19 protein-coding genes and 1 pseudogene are annotated in these 20,984 nt (G+C 72.3%); 9 read left to right on the top strand and 11 right to left on the bottom strand.

The annotated features are described in order from the left end of the window. Positions 1 to 159 precede the first annotated feature (159 nt). Complete coding sequence (locus tag HNR57_RS22215; protein ID WP_184562015.1) at positions 160 to 1,521, top strand: MFS transporter; 1,362 nt, start codon at positions 160 to 162, stop codon at positions 1,519 to 1,521. Here HNR57_RS22215 and HNR57_RS22210 read toward each other — a convergent pair. The 3 genes and pseudogenes from HNR57_RS22210 to HNR57_RS22200 all read right to left on the bottom strand — a co-directional run bounded on the left by HNR57_RS22210 (position 1,510) and on the right by HNR57_RS22200 (position 3,936). After that, a pseudogene (locus HNR57_RS22210) lies at positions 1,510 to 2,477 on the bottom strand (DMT family transporter). The gene HNR57_RS22215 and the pseudogene HNR57_RS22210 sit on opposite strands and share 12 nt — an antisense overlap. 60 nt (positions 2,478 to 2,537) lie before the next feature. Next, complete coding sequence (locus HNR57_RS22205; RefSeq protein ID WP_184562013.1) at positions 2,538 to 3,248, bottom strand: ArsR/SmtB family transcription factor; 711 nt, start codon at positions 3,246 to 3,248, stop codon at positions 2,538 to 2,540. A 46-nt stretch (positions 3,249 to 3,294) separates the two neighbouring features. Next, positions 3,295 to 3,936 carry a TetR/AcrR family transcriptional regulator gene (locus HNR57_RS22200; RefSeq protein ID WP_184562011.1) on the bottom strand — a complete coding sequence of 214 codons (642 nt, stop codon included), beginning with the start codon at positions 3,934 to 3,936 and terminating at the stop codon, positions 3,295 to 3,297. Between the two features lie 75 nt (positions 3,937 to 4,011). Here HNR57_RS22200 and HNR57_RS22195 point away from each other — a divergent pair, with 75 nt between their 5' ends. From HNR57_RS22195 to HNR57_RS22185, 3 genes are all read left to right on the top strand, one after another. Next, positions 4,012 to 5,163, top strand: a complete 1,152-nt coding sequence (locus tag HNR57_RS22195) for an acyl-CoA dehydrogenase family protein (RefSeq protein ID WP_184562009.1) — start codon at positions 4,012 to 4,014, stop codon at positions 5,161 to 5,163. A gap of 60 nt (positions 5,164 to 5,223) precedes the next feature. Next, positions 5,224 to 5,469: a YiaA/YiaB family inner membrane protein gene (locus tag HNR57_RS22190; RefSeq protein WP_062925953.1), complete on the top strand. Its 246-nt coding sequence runs from the start codon at positions 5,224 to 5,226 to the stop codon at positions 5,467 to 5,469. Positions 5,470 to 5,556: 87 nt separating this feature from the next. Continuing rightward, positions 5,557 to 6,222: a TetR/AcrR family transcriptional regulator gene (locus tag HNR57_RS22185; RefSeq protein ID WP_184562007.1), complete on the top strand. Its 666-nt coding sequence runs from the start codon at positions 5,557 to 5,559 to the stop codon at positions 6,220 to 6,222. Here the strand turns inward: HNR57_RS22185 and HNR57_RS22180 are convergent. Next, positions 6,213 to 6,674 carry a MaoC family dehydratase gene (locus HNR57_RS22180; RefSeq protein ID WP_033311842.1) on the bottom strand — a complete coding sequence of 154 codons (462 nt, stop codon included), beginning with the start codon at positions 6,672 to 6,674 and terminating at the stop codon, positions 6,213 to 6,215. The two genes, HNR57_RS22185 and HNR57_RS22180, sit on opposite strands and share 10 nt — an antisense overlap. Before the next feature lie 109 nt (positions 6,675 to 6,783). Here HNR57_RS22180 and soxR point away from each other — a divergent pair, with 109 nt between their 5' ends. Next, positions 6,784 to 7,251, top strand: a complete 468-nt coding sequence (soxR, locus tag HNR57_RS22175) for a redox-sensitive transcriptional activator SoxR (RefSeq protein WP_184562005.1) — start codon at positions 6,784 to 6,786, stop codon at positions 7,249 to 7,251. A gap of 67 nt (positions 7,252 to 7,318) precedes the next feature. On the opposite strand, the gene HNR57_RS22170 is transcribed toward soxR, so the two are convergent. Together HNR57_RS22170 and HNR57_RS22165 are read right to left on the bottom strand one after the other, a co-directional pair. Further along, positions 7,319 to 8,068 carry a 3-keto-5-aminohexanoate cleavage protein gene (locus HNR57_RS22170; protein WP_184562228.1) on the bottom strand — a complete coding sequence of 250 codons (750 nt, stop codon included), beginning with the start codon at positions 8,066 to 8,068 and terminating at the stop codon, positions 7,319 to 7,321. Between the two features lie 76 nt (positions 8,069 to 8,144). Further along, positions 8,145 to 8,747, bottom strand: a complete 603-nt coding sequence (locus HNR57_RS22165) for a hypothetical protein (RefSeq protein WP_184562003.1) — start codon at positions 8,745 to 8,747, stop codon at positions 8,145 to 8,147. 263 nt (positions 8,748 to 9,010) lie between these two features. Between HNR57_RS22165 and HNR57_RS22160 the strand changes: the two genes are divergently transcribed. After that, positions 9,011 to 11,809 (top strand): penicillin acylase family protein, encoded by a 2,799-nt coding sequence (locus HNR57_RS22160; RefSeq protein ID WP_184562001.1) that lies wholly within the window; start codon positions 9,011 to 9,013, stop codon positions 11,807 to 11,809. A gap of 19 nt (positions 11,810 to 11,828) precedes the next feature. On the opposite strand, the gene HNR57_RS22155 is transcribed toward HNR57_RS22160, so the two are convergent. Next, positions 11,829 to 13,145 carry a serine-threonine protein kinase gene (locus HNR57_RS22155; RefSeq protein WP_184561999.1) on the bottom strand — a complete coding sequence of 439 codons (1,317 nt, stop codon included), beginning with the start codon at positions 13,143 to 13,145 and terminating at the stop codon, positions 11,829 to 11,831. Between the two features lie 92 nt (positions 13,146 to 13,237). Continuing rightward, the gene (locus HNR57_RS22150) at positions 13,238 to 14,467 is read right to left on the bottom strand and encodes an exo-beta-N-acetylmuramidase NamZ family protein (protein WP_184561997.1); all 1,230 of its coding nucleotides are present in this window, start codon (positions 14,465 to 14,467) and stop codon (positions 13,238 to 13,240) included. A 150-nt stretch (positions 14,468 to 14,617) separates the two neighbouring features. On the opposite strand from HNR57_RS22150, the gene HNR57_RS22145 reads away from it, so the two are divergent. From HNR57_RS22145 to HNR57_RS22135, 3 genes are read left to right on the top strand one after another with little or no spacing between them, the layout of a single operon-like run. Further along, positions 14,618 to 15,391, top strand: coding sequence for an SDR family oxidoreductase (locus HNR57_RS22145; protein ID WP_184561995.1), 774 nt, complete (start codon positions 14,618 to 14,620; stop codon positions 15,389 to 15,391). Continuing rightward, entirely contained in the window at positions 15,388 to 17,052 is a 1,665-nt protein-coding gene (locus tag HNR57_RS22140; protein WP_184561993.1) for a class I adenylate-forming enzyme family protein, read from the top strand. Before HNR57_RS22145 ends, HNR57_RS22140 begins: the two co-directional genes overlap by 4 nt. 29 nt (positions 17,053 to 17,081) lie before the next feature. Further along, positions 17,082 to 17,675 carry a TetR/AcrR family transcriptional regulator gene (locus HNR57_RS22135; RefSeq protein ID WP_184561991.1) on the top strand — a complete coding sequence of 198 codons (594 nt, stop codon included), beginning with the start codon at positions 17,082 to 17,084 and terminating at the stop codon, positions 17,673 to 17,675. Here the strand turns inward: HNR57_RS22135 and HNR57_RS22130 are convergent. From HNR57_RS22130 to HNR57_RS22120, 3 genes are read right to left on the bottom strand one after another with little or no spacing between them, the layout of a single operon-like run. Beyond that, positions 17,614 to 18,021: an STAS domain-containing protein gene (locus HNR57_RS22130; RefSeq protein ID WP_313674354.1), complete on the bottom strand. Its 408-nt coding sequence runs from the start codon at positions 18,019 to 18,021 to the stop codon at positions 17,614 to 17,616. The genes HNR57_RS22135 and HNR57_RS22130 overlap by 62 nt on opposite strands. A 22-nt stretch (positions 18,022 to 18,043) precedes the next feature. Beyond that, a complete protein-coding gene (locus tag HNR57_RS22125; RefSeq protein WP_184561989.1) occupies positions 18,044 to 19,150 on the bottom strand; it encodes a cobalamin-dependent protein in 1,107 nt (368 codons plus the stop codon). Next, positions 19,147 to 20,760, bottom strand: a complete 1,614-nt coding sequence (locus HNR57_RS22120) for a PP2C family protein-serine/threonine phosphatase (RefSeq protein ID WP_184561987.1) — start codon at positions 20,758 to 20,760, stop codon at positions 19,147 to 19,149. The genes HNR57_RS22125 and HNR57_RS22120 overlap by 4 nt, the downstream gene beginning before the upstream one ends. Positions 20,761 to 20,984 lie beyond the last annotated feature (224 nt).

Genomic DNA, 20,984 nt, shown 5'->3' with positions numbered 1-20,984 from the left:
GCCGGGGCCTTTGGCATGCCCGGGCCCGCGGTGGGTGCCAAGTACAGGTAAAAGTGCTGGTGCGCGACCCGTTGACGTCCATACCGTCCGGTCAGTACGTTCCCCGGAACTCGAGCCACCCCCCGTTCCGTCCCCCGCACCCCCCGGAGCGTGCACCACATGGACACGGCACCTTCCGCTCAGCCCGCCACGACCACGCCCGCCGCCGGCAGCCGCCGCCGGGTGGCCACCGCGGCGGCGCTCGCCTCGGCCGTCGAGTGGTACGACTACTTCGTCTTCGGCATCGCCGCCGCCCTCGTGCTCGGCGACCTCTACTTCCCCGCCGGCAGCACCACGGCAGGCGTCCTCGCCTCGTTCGCCACCTTCGCCGTCGGCTTCCTCGCCCGGCCCATCGGCGGCATCGTCGCCGGACACCTCGGCGACAAGCGCGGCCGCAAGCCGATGCTCGTCCTCGCGCTCACGCTGATGGGCGTGGCCACCACCGGCATCGGCCTGCTCCCCACGTACGACACGATCGGAGTGGCCGCCCCGATCCTGCTCGTGCTGCTGCGCGTCGCCCAGGGCGTCGCCGTCGGCGCCCAGTGGGGCGGCGCGATGCTCCTGGCCACCGAGTACGCCCCGGAGGGCAAGCGCGGTGTCTACGGCAGCGTCGTCCAGCTCGGCGTCCCCATCGGCGTGGTCACCGCCAACACCGTCTTCCTGCTGGCCGGCGCCCTCACCACCGACTCGGCGTTCGCGTCCTGGGGCTGGCGCGTGCCGTTCCTGGTCGGCCTGCTGGTCCTCGGCCTCGCCTGGTACATCCACACGCGCGTCGAGGAGACCCCGGCGTTCCGGGAGGCCGAACGGGCGCTCGCCGAGAAGGAGAAGTCCGAGCAGAACTCGCCGCTGCGCACGATCCTGCGTGGCCACCTGGGCACGGTGCTCCTGGCCGGCGGCTCCTTCGCCGTGAACACCGCCACCTTCTACATCCTCATCACCGGCGTCCTCGACTACACGACCCGCGAGCTGGACATGAAGAAGAGCGCGGTGCTCACCGTCTCGCTCTGCGTCAGCCTCACCCAGCTCGTGCTGATCCCGGCCTCCGCCGCGCTCTCCGACCGCGTCGGCCGCATCCGGATCTACGCCCTCGGCGCTGTGGGCATCGCGTTGTGGGCCGTTCCGCTCTTCCTGCTGATCGACACCGGCTCGCTGCTGTGGCTCGCGGTCGGCACGTTCGTCGCCAGCTGCTTCCTGAGCATCATGTACGGCCCCCAGGCCGCCCTGTTCGCCGAGCTGTTCACGCCCGAGATGCGCTACACCGGCGCCTCGCTCGGCTACCAGATCGCGGCCGTCGCGGGCGGCGGGCTCGCGCCCTTCATGATGGTGCTGCTCCTGGAGGCGACGGGCACGTCGATGGCCGTGTCCGGGTACATCATCGTGCTCTCGGTGATCGCACTGGTGTCGATCAAGATCCTCGCGGACCGGGCCCACGCGGCACAGGCGCAGGCCGGGCCGGAGGCGGAGGCCGGGTCAGCGAGCTGAGTCCCGTGCCTGCTCGGGCCGTGGCTCCGGAACCGCTCCCGGAGTCACGGCCCGCGCCGCCGCCCGCGACCTCGACCGCGACACCGCCACACCCGCCAGGCACAGCACCCCGCCCAGCAGCGTGAGCAGCCCCGGCACCTCGCCAAGGAACAGCCACGACATCAGACGACCAGGGCGGGCGCCGCGTACGTCGTCGCGCCCATTCGGCTCGCGGTCGTGCGGGACAGGGCGTACGCCCACGTCGTGAAGGCGAGGGCGGTGGGGAAGACGCCCAGGTAGAGCATGTTGAGTGTCGCGGAGGCCGGCGCGTCACCGGCCTCCCGCACGAGCTGCCCGGCGAACGGCAGGCACAGCACGGCGCCGACCAGGCACCCGAACGTCGTCACCTGCAACGGGCTCGCCGAGCCCAGCGCAGGCTTCTGCGCCACGACACCACCGGCGTACGCGATCGCCGCCAGCAGGCACAGCACCACCCCGAGCACCGACGATCCGCCCTCGCCCGACATCGAGAGGCCCACCGTCACGGCGCCGGCGAACGACACGGCCATCCCCGCCAGCAGTCGCGGCGGCATCGGGTCGCCGAGCAGCCGGGCACCGAGCAGCGCGATCAGGATCGGCCCGGTGTTCACGACCAGGGCGGCCGTACCCGCGTCGACCTGCTGCTCACCCCAGTTGAGGGCGACCATGTAGAAGCCGAACCACAGCAGCCCCGATATCGCGATCCCGCGCCAGGCCGAGCGCGGCGGCACCCCCTCCCGCCGCAGCAGGCAGATCACCCCCAGCGTCAGCGCCCCGGCCAGCAGCCGCCCGAGCGCCAGCGCGCCCGGTGAGTAGGCGTCACCGGCGCTGCGGATCGAGACGAAGGCGGACGCCCACAGCACGACGGTGACCGCCGCCGCACCGGCGGCGAGCAGTTCCGCCCGGCGGGCGGGACGGGACGGGGAGGTGTTCGACATCATGCTCCAGAGGCTAGGTGGGGTCGGGACCCGGAAGCTCGCGGTTTTCGGACGGCGCGGCTACCGCAGTGCCGCCGACTCCACCCCCAGCAGGTCGTGCAGGGCGCGTTCGCCGGCCGCCGTCACCTTCACGGCCCGCTCCGAGCCGATGCGCACGCACCAGCCCGTCTCCAGGGCGTGCCGGCACAGCGCCGCGCCCGCGACGCCCGCGAGATGGGGCCGGCGTTCGGTCCAGTCGAGACAGGCCCGGGCGAGCGGCCGGCGGCCGCGCCGGTCGAGGGCGATACCGGCCGAGACGAACCACTCCATCCCCGCGCCGGTGAGCGCGAACCCCGTCTCCTGCTGCAGCAGCCCACGGGCCGTCAGCGCGTCGGTGACCGCGATGCCGAGCCGCCCGGCGAGATGGTCGTAACACGTGCGGCCCCTTGCCATCGCCGAGCCGGCGTTGGACTCCCGCAGGTTCCGCGGCCGGGCGGCCGGGCCCGGCGGGACCTGGGCGGCCAGATCCTCCACCAGCTGGGCGATCCGGGCGTCGGCCAGCCGGACGTAGCGGTGCCTGCCCTGCCGCTCCTCGGCGAGCAGCCCGCCCGCGACGAGCCGGCCCAGGTGCTCGCTCAGCGTCGATGCGGCAACGCCCGCGTGCCGTGCCAGCTCGCCCGCTGTCCAGGCCCGGCCGTCCAGCAGCGCCAGCAGGCACGCGGCCCGGGTCTCGTCCGCGAACAGCGCGGCGAACCGGGCCAGGCCGGTGGCCCGGGGGTCCCTCGTCGTCATGCCCCCAGCATGGGACACGGACGCTTCGGCGGTCGCCGAAGCGTCGCTACGCCGGGCGCCGCACCTGCTCGTACTGCCGCGCCAGCCCGTCCAGCAGGGCCGCGAGGCCGGTCTCGAAGGCGCGCTCGTCGATCTTCTCCTGCTGCTCGGAGAGGAGGTGGGCCTGCTGGAGATGGGGGTAGTCGGCGGGGTCGTAGGCGCTCGCGTCGTCCACGAACCCCCCGGCGAAGGAGCCGAGGGCGGAGCCCATCACGAAGTACCGCATCAGCGCGCCGATGGACGTGGCCTGCGCGGGCGGCCAGCCCGCGGCGACCATCGCGCCGTAGACGGCGTCCGCGAGGCGCAGCCCGGCCGGGCGGCGGCCCGGGCCGCGGGCGAGCACCGGGACGATGTTCGGGTGGTCGCGCAGCGCCGCCCGGTAGGAGACGGCCCAGTCGTGCAGCGCGGTCCGCCAGTCCCGGCCGTCCTGGAACATCGACAGGTCCACCTGGCCGCTCACCGAGTCGGCGACCGCCTCCAGGATCTCGTCCTTGGTGCGGAAGTGGTTGTACAACGAGGGCCCGCTGACCCCGAGTTCGGCGGCGAGCCGCCGGGTCGAGACGGCGGCCAGACCCTCCGCGTCCACGAGCGCGCGGGCCGTCTCGACGATCCGGTCGGTGCTGAGCAAGGGCTTGCGCGGTCGGGCCATGGCGCACATAGTAGGGCTGCGCTGTAAACTAGCAGTGCTAATTTAAATGTCCGGCTTTCAATGGGGTGACCTGTGGTGAATCTGGGGCTCAGCGAGGAGCAGAGCGCGGTCCGGCGGCTCGCCCGGGACTTCGTGGAGCGAGAGATCACCCCGCACGTCGTCGCCTGGGACCGCGCGGAGGAGGTCGACCGGGCGATCGTGAAGAAGCTCGGCGAGGTCGGCTTCCTGGGTCTGACGATCGACGAGGAGTACGGCGGCTCCGGCGGCGACCACCTCGCGTACTGCCTGGTCACGGAGGAGCTCGGCCGGGGTGACTCGTCCGTGCGCGGCATCGTCTCCGTCTCCCTCGGGCTGGTCGCCAAGACCGTCGCCGCCTGGGGGAGCGAGGAGCAGAAGCGGCGCTGGCTGCCCGGGCTGACCTCCGGCGCGTCGGTCGGCTGCTTCGGCCTGACCGAGCCGGGCACGGGCTCGGACGCGGGCAACCTGGCGACCCGGGCCGTACGGGACGGCGACGACTATGTCATCGACGGCACCAAGACCTTCATCACCAACGGCACCTGGGCCGACGTCGTCCTGCTCTTCGCCCGCTCCACGGACGCCCCCGGCCACAAGGGCGTCTCCGCCTTCCTCGTCCCGGCCGACACGCCCGGCCTGACCCGCCGCACCATCCACGGCAAGCTCGGGCTGCGCGGCCAGGCCACCGCCGAACTCGTCCTGGAGGGCGTGCGCGTACCGGCCTCCGCGCTGCTCGGGGAGGAGGGCAAGGGCTTCTCCATCGCCATGTCGGCTCTCGCCAAGGGCCGGATGTCGGTCGCCGCGGGCTGTGTCGGCATCGCCCAGGCCGCCCTGGACGCGGCCGTGCGCTACGCGGGGGAGCGCGAACAGTTCGGCAGGACCATCGCCCACCACCAGCTGGTGCAGGAGCTGCTCAGCGACATCGCCCTGGACGTCGACGCCGCCCGCCTGCTGACCTGGCGGGTCGCCGACCTGGTCGACCGGGGGCAGCCGTTCGCCGTCGAGTCGTCCAAGGCCAAGCTCTTCGCCTCGGAGGCCGCCGTCCGCGCCGCCAACAACGCGCTCCAGGTCTTCGGCGGCTACGGCTACATCGACGAGTACCCGGCGGGCAAGCTGCTGCGGGACGCCCGCGTCATGACCCTCTACGAGGGCACGAGCCAGATCCAGAAGCTGGTCATCGGCCGGGCGCTGACGGGGGTTTCGGCCTTCTGAGTACGCGTCTGAGTACTTCGGCGGATGTGGCGCGGGCCACGTCAGCCGATGCTTTCTCCCATGAGTGACACACCGGGCAAGCAGCAGAACACGGCCGCCTTCTACGGCCAGGCCGTCGCCTCCTTCGCCGTCGCCATGGCGGCCACCGCGATCGGCATCTACCAGCTGAGCGCCGACGCCTGGGTGCGGGCCTTCCTGGCCATCGCCGTCCTCTACCTGGTCACGTCCTCCTTCACCCTGGCCAAGGTGATCCGGGACCGGCAGGACGGCGCTGCCCCCTCCTACGCCCCCTTCGAGAAGCGCTGAGCCCCGGGAAGCCCTGAGCGGCCGCACTAAGCGCTCGCTCACCTTCGGCGGTATGGTGTTCCTCCTGACAGTGGAGAGGGGCGAGCGATGAGTACGGCGGAGGAGACGGCCGGCGGCGAGGCGCAGGCGTGGGGCGAGGTCACGCCCGACGCGGCGCGGCGGCTGCTGATCGCCGCGGTGGAGGCCTTCGCCGAGCGCGGCTACCACGCCACGACGACCCGCGACATCGCGGGCCGCGCCGGAATGAGCCCGGCCGCGCTCTACATCCACTACAAGACCAAGGAAGAGCTGCTGCACCGCATCAGCAGGATCGGGCACGAGAAGGCCCTGGAGATCCTGCGGACGGCGTCCCGTCGCGAGGGCAGCGCCACCGAGCGGCTCGCCGACGCGGTGAGCTCCTTCGTCCGCTGGCACGCGGGCGGGCGTACCACCGCGCGGGTCGTGCAGTACGAACTCGAATCGCTCGGGCCCGACGCCCGCGCCGAGATCCTCGCGCTGCGCCGCCAGGTCGACGGCGAGGTGCGCGGGATCATCGAGGAGGGCGCGCGCTCGGGCGAGTTCGAGGTCGTCGACGTGCACGGCACGACGCTGGCCGTGCTGTCGCTCTGCATCGACGTGGCACGGTGGTTCAACGTCGACGGGCCCCGGACGCCGGAGCAGGTCGGCGAGCTGTACGCCGACCTCGTGCTGCGCATGGTCGGGGCCCAGGGCCCGGCGGCGGCTGAGGCCGGGGAGCCCCCGGCTCAGAGGTAGTAGCGCGCCACGGACTCGGCGACGCAGACCGGCTTGTCACCGCCCTCGCGCTCCACGCTGAAGGCGACGGCCACCTGGACGCCGCCCGGCACCTCCTCGACGGCACTGATCGCCGCGGTGGCGCGCAGCCGGGAGCCGACGGGGACCGGGGCGGGGAAACGCACCTTGTTCGTGCCGTAGTTGACGCCCATCTTCACGCCCTCCACGGCGATGAGCTGCGGCCCGAAGAGGGGCAGCAGCGACAGGGTCAGGTAGCCGTGCGCGATGGTGGTGCCGAAGGGGCCGGCGGCGGCCTTCTCCGGGTCGACGTGGATCCACTGGTGGTCACCGGTGGCCTCCGCGAAGAGGTCGATCCGCTTCTGGTCGATGTCGAGCCAGTCGGTGTACCCCAGTTGCTCGCCCACCGCCGACTTCAGGTCGTCGACGGACGTGAAGATCCTCGGCTCTGCCATGTCTTCCAGGCCTCTCGTGTGCAGGGGGTCTGCGCGCTCAATGTCTAAGCGACTGCTTAGCATGGTCGGCCGTGCGGGCCGTGTCAACGGACTCGGTAGGGTTCGAGGGGTGCCCCAGATCCCAGAGAAGATCCATGAGCTCACGGTCGGCCAGCTCGCGGCGCGCAGCGGCGCCGCCGTTTCCGCCCTGCACTTCTACGAGTCCAAGGGCCTGATCAGCAGTCGCCGGACCGCGGGCAACCAGCGCCGCTACTCCCGCGACACACTCCGCCGGGTCGCCTTCATCCGGGCCGCGCAGCGGGTCGGCATCCCCCTGGCGACGATCCGCGACGCACTCGCGGAACTCCCCGAGGAGCGCACGCCCACCCGCGAGGACTGGGCGCACCTCTCCGAGGTCTGGCGCACCGAACTGGAAGAACGCATCAAGCAGTTGAACCGCCTCCGGGATCACCTCGCCGACTGCATCGGCTGCGGCTGCCTGTCCCTGGACAACTGCGTCCTGTCCAACCCGGACGACGTCTTCGGCGAACGCCTCACGGGTTCCCGCCTGATGGTGGACCGGGGTGGTCGCGGGTAGCCGCTGCCCGGCTCCCCCGTACTCCGTCGGGCCGCAGGCGGGCCCGGAGGCGTCATGGAGACCGTGCTCATGTGCCGGGCCGGCACGCCTCGGTTCCTGCCCGGCTCGCCGCGTACTCCGCCAGCCCGGCCGCGACCAGTTCCCCGTTGGATCCCGCCCGCTCCCCGCCCGGCAGCACCAGAACGTCCTCAAGGCCGACCCGGGTGGCGAGGCCCAGCCGGCCCGCGAGCCGCAGCACCGGCCAGGCGCCCCCGTCCTCGCCGTGCAGCAGGACCGGGCGTCCGTGGGCGGTCCCCATGCCGGACAGCAGCGCGTGCGCGCAGGAGACTGCGCCCTGCGGGTCCGTGTCCGTCACCTCCGCCAGCACCCGCAGCACCTTCGGCCCGAGCGGCGAGGCGGCGAACCGCTCCGCGCCGTCCGTCCCGGACCAGATACCGGCCTCCACGCCCACGCCGCGCTCCATGAGCAGCGCGGCCGTCTCCTCCGCCCCCGGCTCGTGCCAGTTGACCGAGGCGTGGTCGGGCAGCACCGTCCACGCGCGTATCCGCTCCAGCCGGGCGGCGGGGCCGGGCTCGGCCCAGGCGCCCGTGGTCACGCCGACGGGCACCGGCACCCGCGCCCGGATCGCCGACAGCGTCTCCGCGAGCACCCGCGGCGACAAGGTGTCCCGCCCGCACGGCGTCTTGGGGTGGACGTGCACGTCCCTCGCCCCGGCGGCCACGGCCCCGGCGGCCGAGTCGGCCATCGACTCGGGTGTCAGCGGCACGGCCACACCGTCGGCGGCCGTCCGCGAACCGTTCAGGCACACCTGCATCATGGCGTCGATGGTGCCGGTCACCACCGACAGTCGGGGGTGCGGCATCCCCGGCGCACCCCCCGCGCACCCGCATCCGTCAAGCCGACACCAGCAGCCTCGCCCGCCGGGCATACGCCAGGGACTCGGGCGTGAGCACGGGACGCGGCACCAGGATTCCGCAGTCCGTGCAGACCGGACCCGACGAGGGTTCGTGGTCCAGGTCGTACCTCCACATGAGCTGCTCCCCGCCGCACACCGGGCAGGCCGAGCCCGGCTCGCGCTCCAGCGCGGCGATCAGCCGGCGCAGCACCTCGGCCAGCGGTTCACGGGGATGGACCGCCGGATCGTCGCACCACGCCACGCCGAAACCGCCCCAGGTCAGCCGGTGCCAGTCGTCCACACTGCCCGGCCTGCGCAGCCCGTCGTGCTTCTCCTTCCTGCGGCGCTCGGCGAACTCGACCTCATAGGCCAGCCAGACCGCCCGCGCCTCCTCCAGTTCGTCCAGTGCGGCCACGAGCCGCACCGGATCGGGGGAGCGGTCCTCGGGACCGAACCCTGCCCGGGAGCACAGATGGTCCCAGGTCGCCCTGTGTCCGTAAGGAGCGAACCTCTCAAGGCACTTACGCAGCGAATAGCGCCGCAAGGCCAGATCGCACCGCGGATCGCGGACCTGTCTCGCCAGACTCCGGAAACCGGCCATCGTCCTGCACCTCCGTCACACCTGCACCTGTAATCCGGTCACTTCGGCGTCGTCGAACGGACGTCGCCGAATAGACGTATCGACAAGCGAATCGGCTCCATCCGATTTCAAATGGCCTCCATAAGCGGCCCCGAGAGGCTCGCGAGTCGACTGCCGTGGTCCGTGTGTCTGTTGTGCCGACTTCAAAAAGTGACGCTTGTTCATCTTCAAGCCGGGGGATACCGGCGGTAACATCCGGCCCACCCCCGTCGGGAGGAGCCCCCATGCCACGGCGTGCCCCACGCACCGTTCTCGACAGAATGAGAACTCCCAGCGGAATCCCCGGGTTCCTGAAGACAGCATCGGTATGCGCCCTGATCGCAGGTCTCTTGTCGCCGCTTGCCCCGGCTGCCGCCTCGGAAACAGCGGACGCGCAGGCCACGGCCGCGGCGAACGACCATTGCGGCAACCAGTGTTCGGACATCCTCCCGCCCGGCCAGAACGGCAACGCCACCCTCGCCCAGATCCTCCTCAACCAGGCCTTCGGTACCCAGCCCGAGCACGCCGAGGACCAGCTCGGGCCCTACGCGGGCCTCGCCAAGGGCTACCCCGGCCTCACCAACGACAAGATCAACACCTTCTTCAACGACGCGTCCTTCGGGGTCCCCGCCGACCAGGTCGCCTCCAGCCTCAAGCCCGCCGGACGCGGTGACGTGACGATCGTCCGGGACAAGAAGACCGGTGTGCCGCACATCACCGGCACCACCAGATACGGCACGGAGTTCGGCGCCGGCTACGCGGCAGCCCAGGACCGGCTGTGGCTGATGGACGTCTTCCGGCACGTCGGACGCGGACAGCTGACCTCCTTCGCGGGCGGAGCGCCCTCCAACCAGGGCCTGGAACAGCAGTTCTGGCGGCACGCCCCGTACAGCGAGGCCGACCTGCAGGCGCAGATCGACAACGCCGTCGCCACCAACGGCGAGCGCGGGAAGCAGGCCCTCGCCGACGTCAAGGCCTACCTCGACGGCATCAACGCCTACATCGACGCCTCCGACAAGGGGCGTACCTTCCCCGGTGAATACGTACTCACCGGCCACAAGGACTCAGTCACCAACGCCGGCACGATCGAGCACTTCAAGATCACCGACCTGGTCGCGCTGGCCTCCGTCATCGGTGCGCTGTTCGGCTCGGGCGGAGGCGGCGAGGTGAACAACGCCCTCTCGCTGATGGCCGCCCAGGAGAAGTACGGCGTCGCCGAGGGCACCAAGGTCTGGGAGTCCTTCCGGATGCGCAACGACCCCGAGGCCGTCCTCACCCAGCACGACGGCAGCCTCCCGTACGGGACCAAGCCCGCCGACCCGCAGGGCACGGCCCTGCCCGACGCGGGCTCGGTGAAGCCGGAGCCGCTCGTGTACGACCGCACCGGCAGCGCCGCCACGGCCGGTGCGACCGACGCGTCCGGCGAAGCCGCGAAGACCGCCACGTCGTCCGCCAAGCGCGGCATGTCCAACGCCCTCGTCGTCAGCGGCAAGCACACCGCGAGCGGCCACCCCGTCGCCGTGTTCGGCCCGCAGACCGGCTACTTCGCCCCCCAGCTGCTGCTGCTCCAGGAGATCCAGGGCCCGGGCATCAGCGCCCGCGGCGCCTCCTTCGCGGGCTTGAGCATGTACGTCGAGCTCGGCCGCGGCCAGGACTACGCGTGGAGCGCCACGACCTCCGGCCAGGACATCATCGACTCCTACGCCGTCGAACTGTGCCAGGACGACCACCACTACCTGTACCGCGGCACCTGCACGCCGATGGAGAAGGTCGAGCAGAAGAACGCCTGGAAGCCCACGACCGCCGACGGCACCGCCGCCGGTTCGTACACCATGCGCGTCTGGCGCACGAAGTACGGACCCGTCGAGTACCGCGCCACGGTCGGCGGCAAGAAGGTCGCCTACACCACCCTGCGCTCGTCCTTCCTGCACGAGGCCGACTCCATCATCGGCTTCCAGATGCTGAACGACCCGGACCACGTCAAGGGCCCGGACTCCTTCCAGAAGGCCGTGCAGCACATCAACTACACCTTCAACTGGTTCTACGCCGACTCCGAGCACACCGCGTACTACAACAGCGGCGACAACCCGGTGCGCGCGGCCGGCGTCGACTCCGAGTTCCCGGCGTGGGCCCGGCAGGCGTACGAGTGGCGCGGCTGGGACCCGGCGACCAACACGGCCGACTACACCCCGCCCTCCGCCCACCCGAACTCCATCGACCAGGACTACTACGTCTCCTGGAACAACAAGCAGGCCAGGGACTACACGACCGCCCCCTGGGGCAACGGCCCGGTGCACCGCGGCAACCTCCTGGAGGACCGGGTGAGGAAGCTCGTCCAGCAGGGCGGGGTGACCCGGGCCGCCCTGGTGAAGGCCATGGCCGACGCCGGGCTGGCGGACCTCCGGGCCGAGAACGTCCTGCCGAAGCTCCTGAAGGTCGTCAACAGCTCGCCCGTCACCGACCCCGCCGTCGCGGCCGCCGTGAGCAGACTCCAGGCCTGGGCCGCCGCGGGAGGCAAGCGCACCGAGACCGCCGCCGGCTCGAAGAAGTACGCCGACGCCGACGCGATCCGCATCCTGGACGCCTGGTGGCCCCTGCTGGTCAAGGCCGAGTTCGAACCCGGCCTCGGCAGCGGGCTCTACACGGCCATGACCGCCAACCTCCCCGTCGACGAGTCCCCGTCGGCCGCGCACGGCCCGACCGGCTCGCACGCGGGAAGCTCCTTCCAGTACGGCTGGTGGAGCTACGTCGACAAGGACATCCGCGCGGTCCTCGGCGAGCAGGTGAAGGGGCCGCTGGCCCGCACCTACTGCGGCGACGGCAGCCTCGCCGCCTGCCGGGACACCCTCGTCAGCACCCTGAAGGCGGCGGCCGGCAAGACCGCGGCCCAGGTCTACCCCGGTGACGACGTGTGCGCGGCGGGCGACCAGTGGTGCGCCGACTCGATCAACCACCGCACCCTCGGCGGCATCAAACACGGCAAGATCAGCTGGCAGAACCGGCCGACCTACCAGCAGGTCGTGGAGTTCACCTCGCACCGGTGACGCCCTGCCTGGCGGCGGGTCAGCGAACCCGGCCCGCCGCCAGGACCAGCCGGGCCAGTTCCGCGTGCAGGATGTCGCTGTGCGCACCGGCCGGCGGCCCGCCGCGCCTGACCACCGCGGCCGCGTCGACGTTCACGCACCCCGAGGCGGGCAGCTTCGCCGCCAGGGCCTCTGCGAGGGTGTACGCGCGCGTGCCCGGCACCGCCTGCACCCCGTCGTGGCCCATCGCGCCCCACTTGGCGCCCAGGACCCGCCCCATGAGCGGCTCCGCGGCCGACCGGCTGTCGCCCGCCATCCGCGAGGCCAGCGGATACATCGTGCCCAGGGCCGCGTCGTGCCGGGAGTGGCAGCACACCAGGGGTCCGTCGACGCGGTTCTGCTGTCCCTGGAGCACCCCTCCCGCCCGGGCGTCGTGCGGCAGCCGGGCCGCGAACGCGTAGTGCGAGAACGCCCCTTGGAGCAGCGTCACCGACTTCACCGTGCGCACGCCCTCGGGCAGGCCCCGCAGCGCGAACGACACCAGCCGCGCGCCGAAGCTGTGCCCGACCAGGTGCACCCGCACGCCCGGGGCCGCCTTCGCGAGCTGCCCGACGACCCGGCCGAGCCCCCGCTCCCCGACGGTCCCCGCGCGCCGCTTCATCGCGTAGTACGTCGCCTGCCGCAGCAGTTCGTGCGCGCCGTCCCAGGGGTTGGGGATCCGGAACCCCTGGGACGCCCCGGACGCCTCCAGCTCCGCCAGCGCCCGCGCGAACTCCTCGCAGGCCGCCGCCGACGACCCGGCGAACATCTCCGGCTCGCTCTGCGGCACGCCCTCCGCCACCGTGTCCGCGGCGAACAGCGCCTGCGGCCCGGGTGGGACCACCTCCACCAGTGTCCGCACCAACCGTCCGAACTCCTCCAGTTCGGCCTCCTCCGGCGGCTGCTGCTCCAGCAGCCGGGCGATCTGGTCGACCAGGATCGCCCGGCCCGGGAAGGTGTCCAGCAGGGCGTGACGCGTGTCCTTGTCCAGCACCGGGCGCCTCGGCGGCTCGGCCGCCACGGCCCTGGGGAAGTCCGGGATCGGCTCGTCGGAGAACCGCATCGCCGGCCACAGCACACCGACGTAGCCGATCCGGGCCGCCGGGGCCAGCCGCGGCACGGGCGCGAAGAAGCGGTCGTAGAGGCGGGTCGCGCCCGAGCGGTCGGTGTTCCAGCCGTGCGCGAAGACGATCAGGTCGCGCACGCCCCGCTCGCGCACCCCGGCGAGCAGCCGGTCGCGCCGGCGGCCCTCCGGGTCCCCGTCCGCGTCGAAGGCCACCTCCCAGTAGGGAGTCACGCTCATCGCCGGATCCGCCATGACAGGCCCCCTGTCCCCTGGGTGACGCCACGATGTGGGCGCATCGTCCTGCCAACGGGGGAGCTTGGCCATACGTCACGGGCGCATTCGGCTCAGCGGTAGTGGAGGTACTTCCGCCGCATCCTCCGGAACGCCGCCAGGTCCTCCTGCCACCCGGCCACCACCTCGTCGGTGCCCGCCCCCGCGTCGATCATCGTGCGCACGCGTGCGGAGCCGGTGAGTTTGTCGATCCAGTTGTCCGGGCGCCAGGCGAAACCGCTCCAGACCGTCTTCGCAGTCACGAGCAGGGCGATCCCCGTGCGGACCGGATCGAAGGCGGCCCGGTCGTGCACATGGACCTGCACACCGCCGATCGTCTTCCCCTGGAACTTCGAGAACGTGGGCGCGAAGTACGCCTCCCTGAACCGCACCCCGGGCAGGGCGAGTTCGTTCGCGGCGGCCGCCCAGCGCCGGTCGACGCCCTCCGCGCCCAGCAGCTCGAACGGCCGGGTCGTGCCGCGCCCCTCCGACAGGTTCGTGCCCTCGAACAGGCACGTCCCCGAGTACACCAGGGCCGTCTCCGGCGTCGGCATGTTGGGACTCGGCGGCACCCACGGCAGGCCGGAGGCGTCGTAGAAGTCCGACCGTCTCCAGCCCGACATCGGCACGGTCTCCAGCGGCACGGGCTCGGTCAGGAACTCCCCGTTGAACAGCCGCGCCAGCTCGGCGACGGTCATCCCGTGAGCCTGGGCGATGGGCTGCCGTCCGACGAAGGTGGCGAACTCCTTGTGCAGGACCGGGCCGAGGGCCGCCCGGCCGGTCACCGGGTTGGGCCGGTCCAGGACCACGAACCGCTTGCCGGCGAGCTGTGCGGCCTCCATGCAGTCGTACAGCGTCCAGATGTACGTGTAGAAGCGGGCGCCGACGTCCTGGATGTCGAAGACGACCGTGTCGACGCCGGACGCGGTGAAGATGTCGGCGAGCGGCCGGCCGCTCTTGAGGTACGTGTCGTAGACGGGCAGGCCGGTCGCCGGGTCGTCGTAACGGCCCTCGGAGCCGCCGGCCTGGGCGGTGCCGCGGAAGCCGTGCTCGGGGCCGAAGACGGCCCTGAGATCCACCCGGGCGTCCGCGTGCATGACGTCGACGATGTGGCGGGCGTCGCGGGTGATGCCGGTGGGGTTGGTGACGATGCCGACGCGCTGCCCGCGCAGGGCTTCGTACCCGGACGCGGCGAGGTTCTCGAAGCCGGTTCGCCGGTGACGCCGGGCTTCGGCCGTGGTGGGGGTGAGCGATACGGCTGCCGCAGTGGTCGCTGTGAGTAAGGTCCGTCTGGAAGGGCGCATGGAGTGGCCTCCGTGATCCGGTGTGTGCCGCTTCGTTGTGGCCGATCGCGCAGTTCCCCGCGCCCCTAAGGCCTGTTGCGGTTGCCCCTTCCTTGAAACATACCGACCGGTTAGTCTGGCGCCGTAGCCGATCCGCGACTGAGGAGACCGATGGTGGGAGCCTTTCAAGGGGCCGGAGTCGTTGTCACGGGGGCCGGAGGCGGAATCGGGGCCGCGCTCGCCCGGCGGTTCGCCGCCGAAGGGGCCCAGGTCGTCGTCAACGACCTCGACGCCGAGCGGGCCAAGCAGGTCGCCGGCGACATCGGCGGCATCGCCCTGCCCGGCGACGCCTCCGCGATCGTCGGCGACGCCCGCGACGCACTCGGCGGGACCGTCGACGTCTACTGTGCCAACGCCGGTATCGCCGCCGACGGCATCGATCCCGGGCAGCCGCTGGACGAGAAGGCGTGGGCCCAGTCCTGGGACGTGAACGTCATGGCTCATGTACGCGCCGCACAGGAGCTGCTGCCCGGCTGGCTGGAGCGCGGCAGCGGGCGGTTCGTCTCCACCGTCTCCGCCGCCGGACTGCTCACCATGATCGGCGCGGCGCCCTACGCCGTCACCAAGCACGGCGCGCTCGCCTTCGCCGAGTGGCTGTCGCTGACCTACCGGCACCGGGGCGTGAAGGTCCACGCCATCTGCCCGCAGGGCGTGCGCACCGACATGCTGGCCGCCACCGGCAGCGCGGGCGACCTGGTGCTCCGGCCCACCGCCATCGAGCCCGAGGCCGTCGCGGACGCCCTGCTCCAGGGCATCGAGGAGGACCGCTTCCTGATCCTGCCGCACCCCGAGGTCGCCGCCTACCACCAGGCCCGGGCCGGTGACCCCGACCGGTGGCTGTCCGGCATGAACCGCATCCAGCAGCAGTGGGAGGAGAGCCGGTGACCGAGTCCCGTTACGCGGCCAAGCCCTGGCTCGCCCTGCTCGACGAGGCCCAGAAGGGCGCGATCAGCCCCGCCGCCTCCTTGGTGCACGCCCTGCGCCGGGCCGTGGCCGAGGCGCCCGACGGCGACTTCCTGGCCTACTTCGACGGCCGGCTGACCTACCGGGAGGCCGACGAGCTCAGCGATTCCGTCGCCGGGCACCTCGCGGCGCGCGGACTTCGGCGCGGCGACCGGGTCGCGGTGCTGCTGCAGAACTCCCCGCACTTCGTGCTCGCCCTGCTGGGCGCGTGGAAGGCGGGCGCGGTCGTCGTGCCCGTCAACCCCATGTACAAGTCGGGCGAGGTATCCCACGTCCTGCGCGACGGCGAGGTCACCGCGCTCATCTGCTCGGACCGGGCCTGGGAGTCGTACCTGCGCGAGACGGCGGCGGACTCGCCCGTGCGGATCGTGCTCACCGGGTGCGAGCTGGACTTCCAGAGCCGCGGCGACGCGCGCGTGCTCACCTTCGAACGCCTGCCGCAGGCCCCGGACGCCGACGACCTGACGGCCGTGGCGCGGGCCGGGAACAAGGCGCCCGAGGACCGGGACCGGGGCGCCTCCGACATCGCGCTGATCAGCTACACCTCGGGCACGAGCGGCACGCCCAAGGGCGCCACCAACACGCACGGCAACATCATGTACAACGCCGAGCGGCAGCGGACCGGGCTCGGGCTGCCCGAGCGGCCGGTGTACTTCGCGCTGGCGCCGCTGTTCCACATCACCGGCATGGTCTGCCAGCTCGGAGCCTGCCTGAACAGCGCGGGCACGCTCGTGCTGGCCTACCGCTTCGAGCCGGGCGTGGTGCTGGACGCGTTCGCCGAACACCGCCCGCACTACACCGTCGGGCCGTCCACGGCCTTCATGGCGCTGGCGGCTCACCCCTCCGTCACCCGTGACCACTTCTCCTCCTTCCGGGTGATCTCCTCGGGCGGCGCCCCGCTGCCGCCCGCGCTCGTGGAGAAGTTCCGGGCCGGATTCGGGCCGTACATTCGCAACGGCTACGGCCTGACCGAGTGCACCGCGCCCTGCGCCTCGGTGCCGCCCCACCTGGAGGCGCCGGTCGACCCCGCGTCCGGGACCCTCGCCGTGGGACTGCCCGGCCCCGACACCGTCGTCCGGATCGTCGACGACTCCGGCGAGGAGGTGCCCTTCGGCGAGCAGGGCGAGATCGTCGTCGCCGGGCCGCAGGTCGTGCCCGGTTACTGGCGCCGCCCCGACGACACCGCCGCCACGTTCCCCGGCGCAGAACTGCGCACCGGCGACATCGGCTTCATTGACGAGCAGGGCTGGCTCTATGTCGTCGACCGAAAGAAGGACATGATCAACGCGTCCGGCTTCAAAGTGTGGCCGCGCGAGGTCGAGGACGTCCTCTACACGCACCCGGCGGTGCGCGAGGCCGCCGTCGTGGGGGTGCCCGACGGGTATCGCGGGGAGACGGTCAAGGCCTACATCAGCCTGCGTCCGGACGCCGACACGGACCCGGATGCACTCGCCGCCTACTGCAAGGAGAGACTGGCCGCCTACAAATATCCGCGCCAGGTGGAGATCCTGCCGGACTTGCCGAAAACGGCCAGTGGGAAGATCCTCCGTCGGGAACTGCGTTCCCGTACGCAAGGCGACTGATCAACAGAACGGAAAGGCAGGTGGCGGCAGTGCCCAGGACCACGGACTCGGACGGCACGCCCGTGCCTCAGCGGCTCCTCGCCGCCGCCACCCGGCTCTTCGCCGAGCAGGGCTACGACCGCACCTCGGTGCAGGAGATCGTCGAGGCGGCCGGCGTCACCAAGGGAGCGCTGTACCACTACTTCGGTTCCAAGGACGACCTGCTGCACGAGGTGTACGCGCGCGTGCTGCGCATCCAGCAGGAGCGGCTGGACGCCGTGGCCGGTGCCGACGAGCCGGTCGAGAAGCGGCTGCGGCACGCCGCCGCGGACGTCGTGGTGACGACCATCGAGAACCTCGACGACGCCATGATCTTCTGGCGGTCGATGCACCACCTCAGCCCCGAGAAGGACAAGCAGGTGCGCGCCGAACGCCGCCGCTACCACGAACGCTTCCGCGCGCTCGTGGAGGAGGGCCAGGAGTCGGGCGTCTTCTCCGGGACGACCCCGGCGGACCTCGTGGTCGACTACCACTTCGGCTCCGTCCACCACCTGTCGACGTGGTACCGCCCCGACGGCCCCCTCACGCCCCAGCAGGTCGCGGACCACCTGGCCGATCTGCTGCTGCGCGCCCTGCGCCCGTAGCGGCCGCCCCCTCCTGGGTCCCGGGCGGCTCGCACTGCCGGGGAGCCGTCAGGTACTCGTAGGTGCCGGTGAGTTCGAGCAGGCGCCGCAGGGCCGGGCCGATGTCGTCCAGATGGAAGGCGATGCCGTCCCGGCACGCGGAGCGGTGGATCTGGAGCAGGGTCGACAGCCCCATGGAGTCGACCGTCCCCAGCTCCGCGCAGTCCAGGCGCAGTTCATCGGCGCCCGCGCGGTCGTCGAGGGCCGTCCGTACCCGCTGGAGCAGTTCCCCGCAGGTGTCGTAGTCCAGGTCGCCGGTGAGGGCCAGGCGCACGGCGTGCAAGCCGGTGCCGAAGGAGGTGGTCACGGGTTCGTCCAGCGTCTCGGGGTCAGGGACGGGAGGCGAGCTCGGTGCGCCCGGCGTCGAGGATCCGGCGGGCCCGCGGGAAGTCGTGCAGCTGCTCCTCCAGCAGGTCCAGGCACGGCAGCAGCGAGCGCGCCGGTACCCGGCGGGCGGTGAGCACCTCGGCGGTCCACGCGAGGAAGCCGGTGAAGACCTCGTCGGCGTCGACGTACAGGGCGGCCGTCAGGAAGCCCACGATGTGGGCGATGTCCTCGGCGGTGCGCTCACGCTGCTCGTCGCTGTAGTCCCGCATCGCGGGAAGTTGCTGTTCCAGGCGCTGGAAGGTGTCACGCACCAGCCGGGTGGAGGACCTGGCGACCAGCGTGTACTCCTGGTCGCCCAGATGCGGCAGATCGTCGATCGCCTGGTGGGCGAGGGTCGGCCGGGTCAGCGGACCGGCCGCGAGCCGGTCCCCGGCCGCGCGTGCGTCCGGCGCCCACGCGTCGGCACCCAGCAGGCGGGCGTAGCGGCCGTCGGTACCGAAGGCGAGACCACCGGCCATGACCGGGGTGCCGGCCGCCTGGACGGCGGTGATCGCGCTGTGCGCCAGGGGCAGCCGGGTGGGCAGCGAGCTCGACAGGCACACCGCGTCCGGCCCGGTGCGGTGGACGTGGCTGATCAGGTGGGCGGTGGGGACCTGCGCGCCGAGGTAGTCCACCTGCCAGCCGCGCAGCCGCAGCGTCTCGGACACCAGGCGCGCGGGCAGGGCGTGCCACTCCTGGTCCACGCAGGCGACCGTGATCCGGCCCCGGCCGGACACCGGACGCCTCGTCGGCAGGACGGCGATGACGCGGTCGTTGATGGCGGTGGCGGCGTGCTCGTCGGCCACGCTCATACGGTTGGCCGCCCACTCGATGCCGACCTTGTGCTGCACGGCGCCGATCACGTCCAGCAGCACCGCCTCGGGCTCCAGCCCCGCGGCCAGGGCGTCGGTGACGACGTCGACCGCCGCGTACTCGTCCCCGGCCCGGACGGCGGCCCACAGTTTGTCCGCCCACGGCCCGGACGTGCCCTCGTCGTGCGGTGCGGAGAGACGGGCGCCGACCCTGTGGCGGCCCGGTGCGTCGTCGATGTCGGTGATGCGTCCGGTCATGCCGTGTACCTGCCCCGGGTCGCGCCGTCCACCGCGCTGAGGTGGGCGCCGCGGGGCGCGGTGATGGCCAGCACGGCGATGTCGTCGTGGCGTCCGCCGCCTATCCACTGCGAGGTGACCATCTGGATGCGCTCCACGACCGCCTGCGCGGGCATGCCGGCGCACTCGGCCGCCGCGCGCTTGAGGCGCTGGTCGCCGAACATGGTGTCGCCCAGCGGACCGCCCCTGGCCTCGGTGACGCCGTCGGTGAACAGCAGGCAGGTTTCCCCCGGCGCCAGCCGGACCTGTGCGGTGCGGGAGGTGATGGCCGGCAGCACGCCGATCAGGGTGCCGCCCGTGTCGGCCTCCACCACGGTCCCGTCCCGCCGGATGATCAGCGGCGCGGGATGCCCGGCGGACGTGAGCCTCAGCGCCACCTCGCGCTCCTCCCGGCGGACCGAGGCCATCACGAGCGTGGCGAAACGGGTGTGGTGGCTGGTGCGCATGGCGTTGTTCACCAGGCGCAGCATCCTGGCGTGGTCGTCGGCCATCGGCAGCAGGGCGTGCAGCGTGTTGCGGATCTTGCCCGTGAGCACCGCCGCCTCCAGCCCCTTGCCGGCCACGTCCCCGAGCACGACGAGGGTCTCGGGGGAGTCCTCGGCGGGCGGGTGGACGTCGTAGAAGTCACCGCCGATGCGCTCGGTGTCCCTGCTGGCCCGGTAGCCGCCGGCGAACTCCACGCCCTCCACCTGCCGCAGGGTGGGCGGCAGGAGTTCCCGCATGAGCGTTTCGGAGATCGAGTTCTGTTCCGCGTAGAGGCGGGCGGCCGACATCGCCGCGCCGGCCCGGGCGGCGAACAGCCCGGCCAGCGACTCCTCCGCCTCGGTGAACGCGTCCTGCTGCGCCCGGCGCAGCAGGACCAGCGCCCCGGCCGGTACGCCGAGACCCGGAAGCGGTGTGATCACCAGCGACCCGACCTCGCCGAACCCCGCAGGGATCAGCCAGTCCGGGGCCGTCGCGGGGTCGATCCACCGCGAGGGCACCGGCGGGAAGCCCCGCAGCGCCTCGGCGAGTCCCGGCACGGACTCCGGTGCCTCGGACACGGTGCTGCGGCGGAGCTCACGCCGGTGGTCGCAGGCGACCACCGGCAGGCTTCTCCCAGCGGTGGGCGAGATGACCAGCGCGGCATCCGCCAGATGCTCCGTGGCGAGGCGCGCCGTGACCTCCATGCACCGGTCGAGGTTGAGCGAGGCCAGCAGGGCGGCCGAGGCCTCGGCGAGGAACCGGGTGCGTCCGCGCTCGGCCGCCAGCTCCGCCACCGCGGAACGGTGGGCGGTCTCGTCCAGCAGCCACCAGACGGTGCGGCCGTCCGCCAGGACGGACGGCTGCGCCGAGAACGAGCGGTCGCCCACCTCCCCGCTGACGGGGACGGGCCGGGTCCGGCCGGCGGCGAGCCAGGCGGGGAAGGACAGCGGCTGCCCGACGCGGGCGGCCGGCAGCAGGGCACCGGCCGCGTCGTTGAGCTCCGCGATGTTTCCGTCCGCGTCCAGGACCACCACCGGGCAGGGGGCGGAGGCGACGCTCACCGTGCTCACCGCACCGGTGCGGGGCCTGGCCGGGGAAGAAGTCATGTACGGGGTCCCTACGCGTGACCCACACCTCACTTTGCGAAGACCGGACTGTTCTCGATGCACGGTCCCGCAGACCGGGTGTGCGGTGCAACCACCGGACGCGCCCGGGGTGCGGCGAAGGACGATCCCGGGGCCGGTCACCCGCCGAAAACGGCTCCCTACCCCGACGGCCGGTCACGAGTCCGTGCGAAGTTTCACATCCCGTCCACAACCCGGGGCGGCCC

It is taken from the genome of Streptomyces paradoxus, assembly GCF_014202475.1.
GTDB lineage: Bacteria > Actinomycetota > Actinomycetes > Streptomycetales > Streptomycetaceae > Streptomyces > Streptomyces paradoxus.
This window is presented reverse-complemented; position numbering and strand designations above follow the sequence as displayed.